The organism is Pseudomonas sp. SH10-3B (genome assembly GCF_019891415.1).
GTDB lineage: Bacteria > Pseudomonadota > Gammaproteobacteria > Pseudomonadales > Pseudomonadaceae > Aquipseudomonas.
The window spans coordinates 1-16,067 of the sequence record NZ_JAFLXD010000073.1; the positions used below are offsets into that span (position 1 = coordinate 1).

Sequence of the window (16,067 nt, forward strand, 5' to 3'; positions counted from 1 at the left end):
AAAATTACAGGATTAATTTCATATGGGCAATGGGCGGGGGCGCATAAGCCAGTGAATTGTGGCGAGCGGGCTTGTCCCGCGCTGGGCTGCGCAGCAGCCCTATTACAGAAGAACGCGGTGTATCAGACACTCTGTAGCGGCTGGTTTTAGGGCTGCTTCGCAGCCCAGCGCGGGACAAGCCCGCTCGCCACAATTCACTGGCTTATGCGCCCCCGCCCATTGCCCATATGAAATTAATCCTGTAATTTTTCATGAAATTATTAGATATAAATTTCATGAACCAGCAAGAAGAACTCGACGCCCTGGCGATCCTGATCCACGACCTGCGCAAGCACAAGAAGCTCACCCTCGCCCAACTCGCACAGAAGATCGAACGTTCGGTAGGCTTCCTGTCCCAGGTCGAACGCGGCTTGTCGCGTCCGACCGTGGCGGATCTCACCGCCATCAGCCATGCCCTCGATGTGCCCACCACCTATTTCTACAGCCTGTCCAAACCCAAGGCCGTGAGTTGGGTCACCCGCCCCAACGAACGCCGCACCGTGTATTACGCCAACGGCATCACCGACATCCTGGTCTCCCCCAGCATGAACGGTGCCTTCTCGATGCTCGACAGCCTGCTGGCCCCCGGTGCCAACAGCGGTGAACAGACCATGAGCGACCGCGCCGAACAGGCCGGTTTTGTGCTGGAAGGCGAATTGACGCTGTGGGTGGAGGGCGAGGCCGATTCGGTCACCCTCGGCCCCGGTGACAGCTTCCACCTGGCCAGTTTCGCCCACTGCCGCTACGCCAACCTGACCGACCTGCCCGCCCGCGTGCTGTGGGTTTACAACTAGGAGCAACACCCGTGAAAAGCCAAGCCTCTACGTTACTGGCCGAAGTACGGACCTTTCGCCAGAACCATCCCGACGTGCGTTATGTCGACCTGATCGCCCTGGACATCCCCGGGCATTTCTACGGTAAGCGCTACCCCATCGAGATGCTGGAAAAGGTCGCCGCCGGCAGCCCGTTGAAGCTGCCGCAAAACGCCGTGCTGCTCGGGGCTCAGGGTGGGTTGTTCAAGATCGGCGACTACTGCTTCCACGACGGCGACCCGGATGCCAACCGCCGCCTGGTGCCCGGCACGCTCAAGCCGGTGAGCTGGGAGTCGCAGCCGTTGGGGCAGATGTTGATCACCTCGGACGGCACCGAAGCGCCGATCGAATTCGAACCTCGCGAAGTCCTGGCCAAGGTGCTGGAGCGCCTGCATCACAAAGGCATTCACCCGGTGGTGGCCTTCGAACTGGAGTTCTACCTGTTCGACAAAAAACTCGACAACGGCCTGCCGCAATTCGCCCGCGACCCACTGAGCGGTGACGCCGACGACCAGCCCAACCTGCATATCGAACGGCTGTCGCGCTTCAGCGAGGTGCTGGACGATATGGCGCAGACCGCCAAGGACCAGGGCATCGACATCACGGTGATCACCGCCGAACTCGGCCCTGGCCAGTTCGAGATCAACTTCGGCCACCTCGACGACGGCCTGCGCGCCGCCGACTGGGCGGCCCTGTTCTGCCGCAGCACCCGTGGCGTGGCCCTGAAACACGGCTACCGCGCCAGCTTCATGGCCAAGCCTTACCTGCAATTCCCCGGCAGCGGCATGCATGTGCATGTCAGCCTGTATGACGGCGCCGGCAACAATGTGCTCGCGGCGCACCAGCAGCAACCGCTGCGCCACGCCGTGGCCGGTTGCCTGGAATTGCTGCCCCACTGCATGCCGATCTTCTCGCCCAACCACAACGCCTTCCGCCGCCTGGGCGGTACGGTCAACGCCGCGACCCGCGCCAGTTGGGGCTTCGAAGACCGCGACGCGTGCGTGCGCATCCCCGACTCCGACCCGCGCAACCTGCGCATCGAACATCGCCTGGCCAGTGCCGACGCCAACCCGTATCTGGTGCTGGCGGCAATCCTCGTCGGCCTGGAGCATGGCCTTGAAACCAAGCGCGAACCCATCGCGCCACTGAACGAGGACCGCAGCAGCGGCACCGACTTCCCCGTGGAAATGCTCGACGCCGTGCGCACCATGCAGCATCAGCCGGTATTGCGCGATAAGCTCGGTGCTGAATTTATCGACGTGTACTGCGAGAACAAACGCCAGGATCACCTGGCCTTTCAACAAGAAATCCATGCGCGGGAATACCGCTGGTTTCTCTAACGGATGGAACAACCGATGACTGACCAAAGCGCCCCGGCGCTCAAGGAAATCTTCAACGTCGAACGCCTGCAGCACATCGCCAGCGAAATGACGGCGGTGTACCCCGCGTTCGACGCCAAGGGTTTCCTCAAGCATGCCAAGGCCGGGCTGGCCGAGTTGTCGGTGATGCAGCGTATGGCGCGGGTCAGCGAAAGCCTGCACGCGGTGATCCCGCTGGACTATGCCCAGAGCCTCAAACTGCTTTACGCCCTGGCACCGCGCCTGAACAGCGGGTTCGTCAGCCTATTCCTGCCGCACTACGTGGCGAGTTACGGACTGGATGACTTCAAGCGCTCCATGGCCGCGCTCAAATACTTCACCACCTTTGGCTCGGCTGAATTCGCGATAAGACACTTCTTGCTCCACGACTTCCAACGCACCCTGGCGGTCATGCAAACGTGGTCGCGGGATGACAACGAACACGTGCGCCGCCTCGCCAGCGAAGGCTCGCGCCCGCGCCTGCCCTGGTCATTTCGCCTGGCCGAAGTGCAGGCCAACCCCGAGTTATGCGCGTCGATCCTCGACAACCTCAAGGCCGACAACACCCTCTACGTACGCAAATCCGTGGCCAACCACCTCAACGACATCACCAAGGACCACCCGGATTGGGTGCTCAGCCTGGTCGAAGGCTGGAACCTGGATAACCCGCACACCGCCTGGATCGCCCGCCATGCGCTGCGCAGCCTGATCAAACAGGGCAACACCCGCGCGCTGACGATCATGGGCGCAGGCGCCAAGGCCGAGGTGAAGCTCCATCACCTGAGCGTGACGCCGGCGGTGATCAAGCTGGGTGAGCGGATCACCCTGTCGTTCAGCCTGGAATCCACCGCCGCCACTGCGCAGAAACTGGTGGTGGACTACGCCATCGACTACGTCAAAAGCGCGGGGCACAGCGCGGCCAAGGTGTTCAAGCTCAAGGCGTTTACGCTGGGCGCGGGTGAACAGCACAGCCTGCGCCGCGAGCAACATATTCGCGCGTTGACCACGCGCAAGCACTATCCCGGCAGGCATACGGTGCATGTGTTGGTGAATGGGGAGCGATTGGGCAGTGCTGAATTCGAATTGCGCGATTAATCCGATTCAGCCAACACCACCGATCAATGTGGGAGGGTTTCTTCAGTTGGATTCGCCGAGCAACAGTGGCTGCTCCCGCGCGCACAACTCCACCACATAGTCCCACAACACCCGCAGCCGCACCGACTTGTGCAGTTCCCGCCGCGAGCTGATCCAGTAGCTGCGCTGGATCCCCTCCCCCGGCAGCAACGGCACCAGTTCCGGGTCGCCCGACGCCATGAAGCACGGCAGCACCGCAATCCCCAAACCGGAGCGTGCGGCCTGGTGTTGGGCGATGACGCTGGTGCTGTGGAACACCACCTTGGGGTTGCGGCAGAAGCTGCTGAGGAACTTCAACTCCTGGCTGAACAGCAGGTCGTCGACGTAATCGATCCATGAATGGGCAGCGAGGTCTTCGCGCTTTTCAATCGGTGGGGTGCGCGCCAGGTAGGCGCGGCTGGCATAGAGCGCCAGGCGGTAATCGGTGAGTTTGCGTGTGACCAATTGATCGACGCTGGGGCGTTCGAGGTGGATGCTGATTTCCGCCTCGCGGTTGAGGATGCTGACGAAGCGCGGCACGGCGAGCAGTTCCACTTCCAGGCCGGGATAACGCTCGAACAGCCCGCCCATGCGGCCGGCGAGGAACATCACCCCCAACCCTTCGGCCACCCCGAGGCGGATCTTGCCCAGAGGCGCAGCGGAGTGGGTCAGTTCGTCCTCGGCCAGCAGCGCGACGTTTTCCATGGCTTCGGCGTGTTTGAGCAGGGCTTCGCCGGCAGGGGTCAGTTCGTAACCCTGGGCGTGCTGCACGAACAGCGCGGTGCCGAGGCTCTTCTCGATGGCTTCGATATGCCGGGCCACGGTGGCATGCGTGGTTTTCAGGCGCTGCGCGGCGGTGAGCAGGCGGCCGCTGCGCTGCAATTCAAGAAAATACCGCAGGTCGTTCCAGTCGAACATGTCGCCTCCATTGCATGTGCCCCGGGCAGCGCTGTTTAAAAACGCACAGCAGCTGGGTAAAAACTAACATTTTTAAGACGAAAACTAACAACTAGGATGGAGCCAATAAGAAAAACAAGCGAGGCCTCAGATGCCCATTGCAGCTGCTGAATACGATTACGTGGTAGTAGGTGCCGGCCCCGCAGGCTGCCTGCTCGCCAATCGACTGTCCGCCAACCCCGCCCACCGCGTGCTGCTGCTTGAAGCCGGTGGCCGCGACAACTATCCCTGGATCCATATCCCCGTCGGCTACCTGTTCTGTATCGGTAACCCACGCACCGACTGGTGCTTCAAGACCGAAGCCCAGGAAGGCCTGCAAGGCCGTGCGCTGAGTTACCCACGGGGCAAGGTGCTCGGCGGCTGTTCCTCCATCAACGGCATGATCTACATGCGTGGCCAGGCCCAGGACTACGATGGCTGGGCGGCGGCAGGCAACGACGGCTGGGCCTGGAAAGACGTGCTGCCGCTGTTCAAGCAGAGCGAAAACCACTTTGCCGGCGGCTCGGAATTCCACAGCGACGGCGGCGAATGGCGGGTTGAGCAGCAGCGGCTGTCATGGCCGATCCTCGATGCGTTTCGTGAGGCAGCGGCGCAAAGCGGCATCGCCAGTATCAGCGACTTCAACCAGGGCGATAACGAGGGGTGCGGCTACTTCCAGGTCAACCAGAAGGCCGGGGTGCGCTGGAACGCGGCCAAGGCGTTTCTCAAGCCGATCCGCCAGCGGCCCAATCTCACCGTGCTGACCGAAGTCGAAGTGGACCGCGTGGTGCTGGAAAACGGCCGCGCCTCGGCGGTGGTCGGGCGTCAAAACGGCCAGCCAGTGCGCTGGAAAGCCCGCAAGGAAATCGTGCTGTGCGCCGGCTCCGTGGGCTCGCCGGGGATCCTGCAACGCTCCGGGATCGGCCCGTCCAGCGTGCTCAAGCCGTTGGGCATCGATGTGCTGCATGAACTGCCGGGCGTCGGCGGCAACTTGCAGGATCATCTGCAATTGCGGCTGATCTACAAGCTGGAAAACGCCCGTACCCTGAACCAGATCGCGGGCACCGTATGGGGCAAGATGGGCATGGGCCTGCGCTACCTGTATGACCGCAGCGGCCCGCTGTCGATGGCGCCCAGCCAGCTCGGCGCGTTTGCCCGCTCGGGCCCGGAACAGACCTCGGCCAACCTTGAATACCACGTGCAGCCGCTGTCCCTGGAACGCTTTGGCGAACCGCTGCACGGGTTCCCGGCGTTTACCGCCTCGGTCTGCGACCTGCGCCCGCAAAGCCGTGGCCGCATCGATATCCGCTCGGCCAACCCGGCGGATGCGCCGCTGATCCGGCCCAACTACCTCAGCCATCCGGAAGACTTGCGGGTGGCCGCCGACGCCATTCGCCTGACCCGACGCATCGTCGCCGCACCGGCCCTGAGCCAGTTCAAACCGGTGGAATACCTGCCCGGCGACGCACTGCAAACCGAAGAGCAACTGCATGAAGCCGCCGCGCGCATCGGCACGACGATCTTCCATCCGGTCGGCACCTGCCGCATGGGCGGCGACAAAGACGCGGTGGTCGACGCGCAGTTGCGCGTGCATGGCGTGCCCGGCCTGCGCATCGCCGATGCTTCGGTCATGCCGCGCATTACGTCCGGCAATACCTGTTCACCCACGCTGATGATCGCGGAAAAGGCCGCGCAGCTGATCCTTTCGCCGAACACTGTAGGAGCGAGCTTGCTCGCGAAAAACGCAAAAGCGCCGCTGCCATCCGGGTTTCCTGCGTAATCGTTGACAACTTTCGTGAGCAAGCTCGCTCCTGCAAGGAACTGAGAAATAGCGGCGCTGAGGTTGGCGCCGACAGTGGAACAACAATAAATAATCACTGTGAGGGCTTCCCGATGTCAGAACATGCTCAACCCCTGGGCTCGGCGACCAACGCGAGCACCGGTAGCGAATCAAGAAAAGTCATCTTCGCCTCGTCCCTGGGAACGGTGTTCGAGTGGTATGACTTTTTCCTCTACGGCGCCCTGGCGGCGGTGATCAGCAAACAGTTCTTTGCCGGGGTCAACGACACCACGGCGTTTATCTTTGCCTTGATGGCCTTTGCCGCCGGCTTTGTGGTGCGGCCGTTCGGTGCGCTGGTGTTCGGCCGCCTGGGCGACATGATCGGGCGCAAGTACACGTTTCTGGTGACCATCATCCTGATGGGCGTGGCGACCTTCTGCGTCGGCCTGTTGCCAACCTACGCCAGCATCGGCATTGCGGCGCCGGTCATCCTGATCGTGCTGCGAATGCTGCAAGGCCTGGCGTTGGGCGGTGAGTACGGCGGTGCGGCCACCTATGTGGCCGAGCACGCACCGGCCGGCAAACGCGGCTTGCACACCAGCTGGATCCAGTCCACTGCGACCCTGGGCTTGTTGCTGTCGCTGCTGGTGGTGCTGGCCTGTCGTTACTTTACCGGCGACCAGTTCGAAGTCTGGGGCTGGCGTATCCCGTTCCTGTTCTCCATCGTGCTGCTGGGCATCTCGACCTGGATCCGCATGAGCCTGCATGAATCGCCGGCGTTCCTGAAAATGAAAGAGGAAGGCAAGGCGAGCAAATCACCGATCCGCGAATCCTTCGGCAAGTGGGAAAACCTCAAGGTGGTGCTGATCGCGCTGTTCAGCATCAACGGCGGCCAAGCGGTGACCTTCTACGCCGCGCAGTTCTATGTGCTGTTCTTCCTTACGCAGTTCCTGCGGATGGACCCGGCCCTGGCCAATATGCTGCTGATTATCAGCGTGGTGATTGGCGCGCCGTTCTTTATCCTGTTCGGCTGGCTGTCGGACAAGGTCGGCCGCAAGCCGGTGTTGATGCTCGGTTTGCTGCTGGCCACCGCGCTGTACTTCCCGATCTTCAAAGGCCTGGCGCACTACACCAACCCTGCGATGGACCAAGCCAGCCGCCAGGCACCGATCACCGTGCTGGCCGACCCGGCCACCTGTACCTTCCAGTTCGATCCGGTAGGCAAGGCGAAATTTGACAGCCCGTGCGACAAGGTCAAGACCTTCCTGGTCAAGCAAGGCCTGCCCTACAGCAGCGCCGCCGCCCCGGCCGGTAGCCCGGTGCAGGTGAGCGTGGGTGATGTGCGCATCGATGGCTTCGACGAGGCAGCGCTGCGCGGTGCAGTGACCCTGGCCGGCTACCCGACTTCGGCGGATGTGGCCCAGGTCAACAAGGTCATGGTGGTGGTGCTGATCGTGGTGCTGATCCTGATCGCCGCCATGTGCTATGGCCCGCTGGCGGCGCTGATGGTGGAGCTGTTTCCAACGCGTATCCGCTACACCTCGATGTCGCTGCCCTACCACATCGGTAACGGCTGGTTTGGCGGGTTCCTGCCGACCGTGTCGTTTGCGCTGGTGGTGTACACCGGCGACATCTTCTATGGGTTGTGGTACCCGGTGGTGGTGACGGGGGTGAGCCTGGTCGTGGGGATGTTCTGCCTCAAGGAAACACGGCATGTGGATCTCGATAACAACTAAACAGATCTCCTGAACACAGGAGATCCCTTGTGGGAGGGGTTTACACCCCTCCCACTTTTTTCCAGTGCTCACACAAATTGCTGTATATCCATACAGATAATAGTTGATCAATTCCCTTCTTATGCCCATCCTGCTCTCCATTCAACTGTGTAACGAATGGGCTGACCATGCGGCTGTACCTCTGTGAAAAACCCTCCCAGGCCAAGGATATTGCGGCCGTGCTCGGCGCCAGTCGGCGCGGCGACGGTTGCTGGTTGGGCAATGGGGTCACCGTCACCTGGTGCATCGGCCACCTGCTGGAAACCGCGCCGCCCGACGCCTACGACGCCAAATACAAACGCTGGGTACTGGCCGACCTGCCGATCGTCCCGGAAAAATGGAAGATGTTGGTCAAGCCCAAGACCGCCAGCCAGTTCAAGGCCGTCAAGCGCCTGCTGGGGGAAGCCCAGGAACTGGTGATCGCCACCGACGCCGACCGTGAAGGCGAGATGATCGCCCGCGAACTGGTCGAGCATTGCCGCTATCGCGGGCCGATCCAGCGGTTATGGCTGTCGGCACTGGACGATGCCTCCATCCGCAAGGCCCTGGCGGCGCTCAAGCCAGGCGCCGAGACATTCAGCCTGTACCACTCGGCCCTGGGCCGCTCCCGCGCCGACTGGCTGATCGGCATGAACATGAGTCGCCTGTTTACCTTGCTGGGGCGTCAGTCCGGCTATCAGGGCGTGCTGCCGGTGGGCCGGGTGCAAACACCCACCTTGCGCCTGGTGGTCGACCGCGACCGCAGCATCGCCGACTTTGTGCCGGTGGCGTACTGGGCCATCGATGTGGACCTGCGTCACGACCGCATGACCTTCACCGCCCAATGGCGTGCCGCCGAGGATGCCTGTGACGACCAAGGCCGCTGCCTTAACCCGCAATTGGCCCGGGACGCTGCCGACGCCATGACCAACGCCGCCAGCGCACGGCTGATCAAGCTGCGCACCGAACGCATGCGCGAGGTGGCACCGCTGCCCTTCGACCTCGGCACCTTGCAGGAAATCTGCTCGAAGAAGCTCGGCCTCGGTGCTCAGGAAACCCTGGATATCGCCCAGTCCCTCTACGAAACCCACAAGGTCATCACCTACCCCCGCAGTGACTGTGGCTACTTGCCGTTGAGCCAGCACAGTGAGGCGCTGAAGATCCTCGCCGCATTGGGCCGTGCGGATGCGGCAGTCAATGAGTTGATGCCCCATATTGATCCCCAGCGCCGCTCACGGGCCTGGAACGATGCCAAGGTCAGCGCGCACCACGGCATCATTCCTACCGGCGCCGGCAAGGACGTAGGCCAACTCACCGGCAAGCACCGCGCAGTCTACACCTTGATTCGCGCGCGCTACCTGGCGCAGTTCCTGCCCAACCATGAATACGATCGTACCCAGGCGGATTTCGACTGCGCGGGCCAGGCGTTGCGCGCGGTGGGCAAAGTGGTAATCGAGCCGGGCTGGAAACGTGCCTTGCCCGAAGCCCTCGCACCAGCAAAGGGGCGCGAAGCACCGGCACCGCAGGCCTTGCCGACACTGATGCAAGGCCAGGAGTATGCGGTGGCCAAGGTCAACCTCAAGGACCTGTGGACCCAACCACCCAAGCCCTTTACTGAAGGTGACCTGATCAAGGCGATGAAAAACGTCGCCAAGCTGGTGGAAGACCCGCTGCTCAAGCAAAAACTCAAGGACACCACCGGCATCGGCACCGAAGCCACTCGCGCGGGGATTATCCAGGGGTTGCTGGACCGTGGTTACCTGGTGAAGAACGGCAAGGCACTGTCAGCCACACCGGCAGCGTTCAGCCTGATCGACGCGGTGCCCCGGGCGATTGCCGACCCCGGCACCACTGCGATCTGGGAGCAGGCGCTGGACATGGTACAAAGTGGCGAGATGAGCCTGGAAGAATTCGTCGCCAAGCAGGCAGCGTGGATGAGCAAACAAGTGGCGCGTTGCAACGGCATGCGCATGACCATCACCGGGCCGGCCAGCCCGGCGGGCCGAGGTGCTGCACCGTGGAAGAAGAAACGCAAGGCCGCCCCCCGCAAGGCAGCCGGCACGACCAAACGCGCCAAAAAGCCGGCGAATGCAGGATAAAAAGTGAAAAAATCCCGCGAATGACGTTTTTCGACGGGTTTAACGCCGCTTTGGTCCTTGCAGCGCCGTAGCCCGTCTAGGATTCTGTAGGGGACTTGCTGACTTCCTAACAACAACACCGGAGTGGCCGCCATGAAGACCGTTGCACAATTGCTCAAAGCCAAGGACCAGAAAAACCAGGACGTTCACACCATCCAATGGGACCACACTGTGTTTGAAGCGCTGGTCCGGATGTCGGAGAAAAACGTCGGGGCCTTGCCGGTGGTCAAGGAAGGCGCGGTCGTGGGGATCATCAGCGAACGCGATTACGCACGCAAAATCATGCTCAAGGGCCTGTCGTCGGTCACCACAAAGGTCCACGAGGTGATGAGTTCCCCTGTTATCACCGTCGATACCCATAAAAGTATCGAAGCGTGCATGAACATCATGACCGACAGCCACCTGCGCCACCTGCCCGTGGTCGAAGACGGCAAACTGCTGGGTCTGCTGTCCATCGGCGACCTGGTCAAGGAAGCCATTGCCGAACAGGCTGACCTGATCAAGCAGTTGGAGCAGTACATCCGCGGCGAATAGGAGACCCCATGCTCGACACGCTGGAACATCAGCAGGACCACCTCGACACCCTGCACCGGGCCATGGCCGAAAGGCGTTTCCTGGTGCTGACCGGTGCCGGTATCAGCACGTCCTCGGGGATCCCCGACTACCGCGACAGCGAAGGCGTACGCCGGGGCAAGGCGCCAATGATGTACCAGGAATTCCTCGCCACCGCGCAAGCGCGACGCCGCTACTGGGCACGGGCGATGCTGGGCTGGCCGAGGGTACGTATCGCGCAGCCGAACAACGCTCACCGGGCACTGGCGAGCTTGCAACAACGCCAGTGCATCACCGGCCTGATCACGCAAAACGTCGACACCTTGCATGACCAGGCTGGCAGCCATGACGTGATCGAACTGCACGGCAGCCTGCACCGGGTGCTGTGCCTGGATTGCCACCTGCACAGCACACGCGATGTGATCCAGCGGCAGATGGAAATCGACAACCCGTACCTGGCGCAGGTCCATGCAGTACAGGCCCCCGATGGCGACACCTTGCTCGATCCCACGTTTGAAGAGCACTTCCAGGCTCCCCGTTGCCCCCATTGCCAGGGTGAGCGACTGAAACCGGACGTGGTGTTTTTTGGCGAGAACGTTGCGCCAGCGACGGCTGCCAAGGCAATGGCCGCGGTAGAGCATGCCGAAGGGCTGCTGGTGGTGGGCTCGTCGCTGATGGCTTACTCCGCATTTCGCCTGTGCAAAGCCATGGTCGAAAAGGGCAAGCCGGTGATCGCCATCAACTTGGGCAAGACCCGAGGGGATGAGCTGTTGCAGGTGAAGATCGAAGCTTCCTGTGAGCAGTTGCTGCCTTTGCTGGCTGAGCGGCTGGGAGCATAAAAACACCACAGATCAATGTGGGAGGCTCAGCGCCGAATTGGCCACTGGCGCCTGCGACTAACCCGCACAAAAAATGACGACCAAGTCACCTTCTCCCGCATCCCCCCGTCGCCACGACGATTTATGTAGTGACCAAAAATAATCACTACATAATCGTTGACGTAACCTTTTTGTCCTTGCATGATCTAGACGTCTCCCGGATCGGGAGTGTTGGTAACACGCGTTTTGAACAAGCTCGTCTGACCGCCGAGCTGTTTTTTCCGGATGTGCACTGCCCACAAGGCAGATTGATGAAGCTGACCGACCCGAAAGGATCGGTACAAGGCGCTCAAATGCGACTTGTCTTCGTTATGAAACCATTGCGTAGCAGTTCATCAGCAAGACTACATGCATCAGGTTCAAGACCCTGCCCGTATTCGGCAGACAGTCACTGACGCCCGGTTTTCCAAGCCGGAGACAACTAAGCAGTTTTAACGGAATCAACTGATAGATCGCCAACTGGTCAAGGGGCTTACACATGAATCTGAACAACCAACCAACTATCGATGAATTGGCTGAGATGTTCGCAGCGCAGAAAGACACTCTCGACGACCATATCCTGTGGATTGGCAAATCGGGCGAAGTGCAAATTGACTGCCTGGCGCCCCACACTGAAGAAGCCGAGTTCGACCGTAATAACCGTGAACTGGCGGCGCGCCTGAAGATGTACCGCCGTGGCCAGGGTTATGTCGGCAAGAAAGCTGCGGCCGATCGCAATTTTATCGAGCAAGTGTTCCATACACTTAATAGCGAATGGCAGAACCTCAAAGGCCAATCGCAAGTTAAAGTGATTGATAGATACTGCTGATAACAGTGCACCTTTAAATTTAAGCCCGCTCGTTTATTCGAGCGGGCTTTTTAATACCTGCTTTATAACAACGCCGGGAACCTGCCCTTCCCCGCCTCATCGCGAAAAATATCAAACAACACCTGCGCCGCCGCCGACAGTTCATGCCCTGGCTTGGTCAACACACCAATCGGCCGCTCAATCACCGGATCGGTCAAGGTGATGCAATGCGCGCCCGCCTCCTGCATCTGCTGCGCACACAAGGCCGGTACAGCACTGACGCCCAGGCCGCTGGCGACCATCTTGCCCACGGTTGCCAATTGATGGCTTTCCAACGCCACCGGCAACTTCATCTTCAAGGCCCCCAGATGCTCTTCCAGCATGACCCTCACCGTGGAAGGCCGCTGCAGCGTAATGAACGGCTGTTCCAGCAAGGTTTTCCAGTCAATTTCAGTGCATTTCGCCAGCGGTGAGTCACCCGGGACGACCGCAATAAAGCGATCCAGGTACAACGGAGTAAACGCCAGCGACGCCGCTTCGGACGGCTCAAACGCCACCCCCAATTCCACATGGCGATCGCGAACCATCTCCAGCACCTGCTCATTGATCAAATCATGCACCGTCACGTTCACCTGCGGGTAACGCGCGCGGAATATCTTCAGGATCGGCGGCAACAGGTTGCCGGCAAACGACGGCATCGCCGCCACTGTGACCCGCCCACGCTGCAAGGTGAAGAGCTGACGCAGCTCATCTTCGGCATTGTCCCAATCGGCCATCAGCCGCCGGGCCAGGGGCAATAAGGACTCGCCTTCGGGGGTCAACGCGACGTTGCGTGTATTACGGCTGAACAAGCGTCCGCCCAACCCTTCTTCCAGCCCCTTGATGGTCAGGCTCAGGGCCGACTGAGACAGGTGCAACCGCTCGCAGGCGGCGGCAAAACTCAGGGTCTGGGCCACGGCGAGAAAGGCACGCATCTGTTTAACTGTCATAAGGCTGCTCCGGAAGACGGATTAACTATGCTGTTTTCTAAATCAATCAACCTTAAAAAACAACTTAACAAATCAATCCGTCGGCGCAACACTCGATTCATTGGCTGGCCCACAAACAATAAAAGAGGTGCATATGGCAGGTTTCGATAAACGCGTGGCGTCCTACGAGGAAGCACTGGCAGGCCTGGAAGACGGCATGACCGTGCTCTCCGGTGGTTTTGGCCTGTGCGGCATTCCGGAAAACCTCATCAATGAGATCAAGCGCAAAGGCACCCGTGATCTCACCGTGGTCTCCAACAACTGCGGCGTCGATGGTTTTGGCCTGGGCGTGCTGCTGGAAGAAAAGCAGATCAGCAAGGTGATCGCGTCCTACGTCGGTGAAAACGCCCTGTTCGAGAAACAATTGCTCAGCGGCGAAATCGAAGTGGTCCTCACCCCCCAAGGCACCCTCGCGGAAAAAATGCGCGCAGGCGGCGCCGGTATCCCCGCCTTCTTCACCGCAACCGGCGTCGGTACTCCGGTCGCCGAAGGCAAGGAAACCCGCGAATTCAACGGTCGCCCGTACCTGATGGAAGAATCCATCACCGGCGACTTCGCCATCGTCAAAGGCTGGAAAGCCGACCACTTCGGCAACGTCATCTATCGCCACACCGCCCAGAACTTCAACCCGCTGGCCGCCACCGCGGGCAAGATCACCGTGGTCGAAGTCGAGGAAATCGTCGAACCGGGCGAGCTGGACCCGGCGCAGATCCACACCCCTGGCATCTACGTCGACCGGATCATCTGCGGCACGTTCGAGAAGCGCATCGAACAGCGCACCGTGCGCAAATAATCCGCCCCCAGCCCGAACAATAAGGACTCATACAATGGCTCTTACCCGCGAACAAATGGCTCAACGCGTGGCCCGCGAAATGCAGGACGGTTTCTACGTCAACCTGGGCATCGGCATTCCGACCCTGGTGGCCAACTACATTCCTCAAGGCATGGAAGTGATGCTGCAATCGGAGAACGGCCTGCTGGGCATGGGCCCGTTTCCTACCGAAGACACCATCGATGCCGACATGATCAACGCCGGCAAACAGACCGTGACGGCGCGCATCGGCGCCTCGATCTTCTCCTCCGCCGAATCCTTCGCGATGATTCGCGGCGGCCACGTCGACCTCACCGTGCTCGGCGCCTTTGAAGTGGACGTACACGGCAACATCGCCTCGTGGATGATCCCCGGCAAACTGGTCAAGGGCATGGGCGGCGCCATGGACCTGGTGGCCGGTGCGGAAAACATCATCGTGATCATGACCCACGCCTCCAAGGACGGTGAGTCCAAGTTGCTCAGCCAATGCAGCCTGCCGCTGACCGGTGCCAACTGCATCAAGCGTGTGCTGACGGACCTGGCGTACCTGGAAATCGAAAATGGCGCTTTTGTCCTGAAGGAACGCGCACCTGGCGTCAGCGTTGAAGAGATTGTGAGCAAGACCGCCGGTAAACTGATCGTCCCGGACCACGTTCCAGAAATGCACTTCCAGTGAGGACAGATTCCATGCAAGACGTCGTGATTGTTGCTGCCACCCGCACCGCCGTGGGCAGCTTTCAAGGTTCGCTGGCGAGCATTCCGGCACCGGAGTTGGGCGCCGCCGTGATCCGTCGCCTGCTGGAGCAGACCGGTCTGGACCCGGCCCAAGTCGATGAAGTCATCCTCGGCCAGGTACTCACCGCGGGTTCCGGCCAGAACCCCGCGCGCCAGGCCTCGATCCTCGCCGGCCTGCCCCATGCCGTGCCGAGCCTGACCCTGAACAAGGTCTGCGGCTCAGGCCTGAAAGCCCTGCACCTGGGCGCCCAGGCCATCCGTTGCGGTGACGCCGAGGTCATCATCGCCGGCGGCATGGAGAACATGAGCCTGGCACCGTACGTACTGCCTGCCGCGCGCACGGGTTTGCGCATGGGCCACGCCAAGATGATCGACAGCATGATCACCGACGGCCTCTGGGATGCGTTCAACGACTACCATATGGGCATCACCGCCGAGAACCTCGTGGACAAATACGGCATCAGCCGTGAAGCCCAGGATGCTTTCGCCGCCGCGTCCCAGCAAAAAGCCACCGCCGCCATCGAGGCCGGGCGTTTTGTCGATGAGATCACGCCGATCCTGATTCCCCAGCGCAAGGGCGACCCGATTGCCTTCGCCGTGGATGAGCAGCCTCGCGCAGGTACCACCGCCGAGTCCCTGGCCAAGCTCAAGCCGGCGTTCAAGAAAGACGGCAGCGTCACCGCCGGCAACGCGTCCAGCCTGAATGACGGCGCCGCTGCGGTGCTGCTGATGAGTGCCGACAAGGCCAAGGCCCTCGGCTTGCCGGTCCTGGCGCGTATCGCCAGCTACGCCAATGCCGGCGTTGACCCGGCGATCATGGGCATCGGCCCGGTCTCGGCTACCCGTCGCTGCCTGGACAAAGCCGGTTGGAGCCTGGGCGACCTGGACCTGATCGAAGCCAACGAAGCCTTTGCCGCGCAATCCCTGGCGGTAGGTAAAGAGCTGGAGTGGGATGCGGACAAGGTCAACGTCAACGGCGGCGCCATCGCTATCGGCCACCCGATCGGCGCGTCAGGCTGCCGCGTGCTGGTCACCCTGCTGCACGAAATGATCAAGCGCGACGCCAAGAAAGGCCTGGCGACCCTGTGCATCGGTGGCGGCCAAGGCGTAGCCCTGGCACTCGAACGCCACTGATAAAAGAGCAACACGGAAAAGGCCCGGCTCCACGAAAAGCCAGGCCTTTTCTTTATGCGGTTTCCCTGAAGAAACACAGCCCAAATGTGCGAGCGGGCTTGCCCCCGGCAGACAAGGCTGTTGTGGCGAGCGGGCTTGTCCCGCGTTGGGCTGCGAAGCAGCCCCAAAACCAGCCTCTACAGAGTGTCTGATACACCGCGTTCTTCTTTACT

At 61.1% G+C, this 16,067-nt stretch carries 14 protein-coding genes; 12 read left to right on the forward strand and 2 right to left on the reverse strand.

Annotation, left to right across the window (positions count from 1 at the left end):
* Positions 1-275: 275 nt before the first annotated feature.
* From J1G35_RS29065 to J1G35_RS29075, 3 genes are read left to right on the forward strand one after another with little or no spacing between them, the layout of a single operon-like run.
* Positions 276-833, forward strand: coding sequence for an XRE family transcriptional regulator (locus J1G35_RS29065; RefSeq protein ID WP_065905559.1), 558 nt, complete (start codon positions 276-278; stop codon positions 831-833).
* Positions 834-844: 11 nt separating this feature from the next.
* Positions 845-2,191, forward strand: coding sequence for a glutamine synthetase family protein (locus J1G35_RS29070; protein WP_223016705.1), 1,347 nt, complete (start codon positions 845-847; stop codon positions 2,189-2,191).
* A gap of 15 nt (positions 2,192-2,206) precedes the next feature.
* The gene (locus J1G35_RS29075) at positions 2,207-3,304 is read left to right on the forward strand and encodes a DNA alkylation repair protein (RefSeq protein WP_223016706.1); all 1,098 of its coding nucleotides are present in this window, start codon (positions 2,207-2,209) and stop codon (positions 3,302-3,304) included.
* A 42-nt stretch (positions 3,305-3,346) separates the two neighbouring features.
* On the opposite strand, the gene J1G35_RS29080 is transcribed toward J1G35_RS29075, so the two are convergent.
* On the reverse strand, positions 3,347-4,240 hold the full coding sequence (locus J1G35_RS29080) for a LysR family transcriptional regulator (protein WP_053129156.1): 894 nt from the start codon (positions 4,238-4,240) through the stop codon (positions 3,347-3,349).
* Positions 4,241-4,370: 130 nt separating this feature from the next.
* Between J1G35_RS29080 and J1G35_RS29085 the strand changes: the two genes are divergently transcribed.
* The 6 genes from J1G35_RS29085 to J1G35_RS29110 all read left to right on the forward strand — a co-directional run bounded on the left by J1G35_RS29085 (position 4,371) and on the right by J1G35_RS29110 (position 12,168).
* Positions 4,371-6,038 carry a GMC family oxidoreductase N-terminal domain-containing protein gene (locus J1G35_RS29085; RefSeq protein WP_223016707.1) on the forward strand — a complete coding sequence of 556 codons (1,668 nt, stop codon included), beginning with the start codon at positions 4,371-4,373 and terminating at the stop codon, positions 6,036-6,038.
* 113 nt (positions 6,039-6,151) lie between these two features.
* Positions 6,152-7,774, forward strand: a complete 1,623-nt coding sequence (locus tag J1G35_RS29090) for an MFS transporter (protein ID WP_053129160.1) — start codon at positions 6,152-6,154, stop codon at positions 7,772-7,774.
* A 167-nt stretch (positions 7,775-7,941) separates the two neighbouring features.
* Positions 7,942-9,891, forward strand: coding sequence for a DNA topoisomerase III (locus J1G35_RS29095; protein ID WP_223016708.1), 1,950 nt, complete (start codon positions 7,942-7,944; stop codon positions 9,889-9,891).
* A 132-nt stretch (positions 9,892-10,023) separates the two neighbouring features.
* The gene (locus J1G35_RS29100) at positions 10,024-10,464 is read left to right on the forward strand and encodes a CBS domain-containing protein (protein WP_223016709.1); all 441 of its coding nucleotides are present in this window, start codon (positions 10,024-10,026) and stop codon (positions 10,462-10,464) included.
* Between the two features lie 8 nt (positions 10,465-10,472).
* Entirely contained in the window at positions 10,473-11,321 is an 849-nt protein-coding gene (locus tag J1G35_RS29105; protein ID WP_223016710.1) for an NAD-dependent protein deacetylase, read from the forward strand.
* Positions 11,322-11,838: 517 nt separating this feature from the next.
* On the forward strand, positions 11,839-12,168 hold the full coding sequence (locus J1G35_RS29110; RefSeq protein WP_053129170.1) for a hypothetical protein: 330 nt from the start codon (positions 11,839-11,841) through the stop codon (positions 12,166-12,168).
* 62 nt (positions 12,169-12,230) lie between these two features.
* On the opposite strand, the gene J1G35_RS29115 is transcribed toward J1G35_RS29110, so the two are convergent.
* Positions 12,231-13,136 carry a LysR family transcriptional regulator gene (locus tag J1G35_RS29115; RefSeq protein WP_053129173.1) on the reverse strand — a complete coding sequence of 302 codons (906 nt, stop codon included), beginning with the start codon at positions 13,134-13,136 and terminating at the stop codon, positions 12,231-12,233.
* A gap of 133 nt (positions 13,137-13,269) precedes the next feature.
* Between J1G35_RS29115 and J1G35_RS29120 the strand changes: the two genes are divergently transcribed.
* Genes J1G35_RS29120 through J1G35_RS29130 form a run of 3 tightly spaced genes read left to right on the forward strand, consistent with a single transcriptional unit; the run spans position 13,270 to position 15,855 of the window.
* Entirely contained in the window at positions 13,270-13,968 is a 699-nt protein-coding gene (locus tag J1G35_RS29120) for a CoA transferase subunit A (RefSeq protein ID WP_032886653.1), read from the forward strand.
* A gap of 34 nt (positions 13,969-14,002) precedes the next feature.
* On the forward strand, positions 14,003-14,662 hold the full coding sequence (locus tag J1G35_RS29125) for a CoA transferase subunit B (RefSeq protein ID WP_223016711.1): 660 nt from the start codon (positions 14,003-14,005) through the stop codon (positions 14,660-14,662).
* 11 nt (positions 14,663-14,673) lie between these two features.
* Positions 14,674-15,855, forward strand: a complete 1,182-nt coding sequence (locus J1G35_RS29130; RefSeq protein WP_223016712.1) for an acetyl-CoA C-acetyltransferase — start codon at positions 14,674-14,676, stop codon at positions 15,853-15,855.
* Positions 15,856-16,067 lie beyond the last annotated feature (212 nt).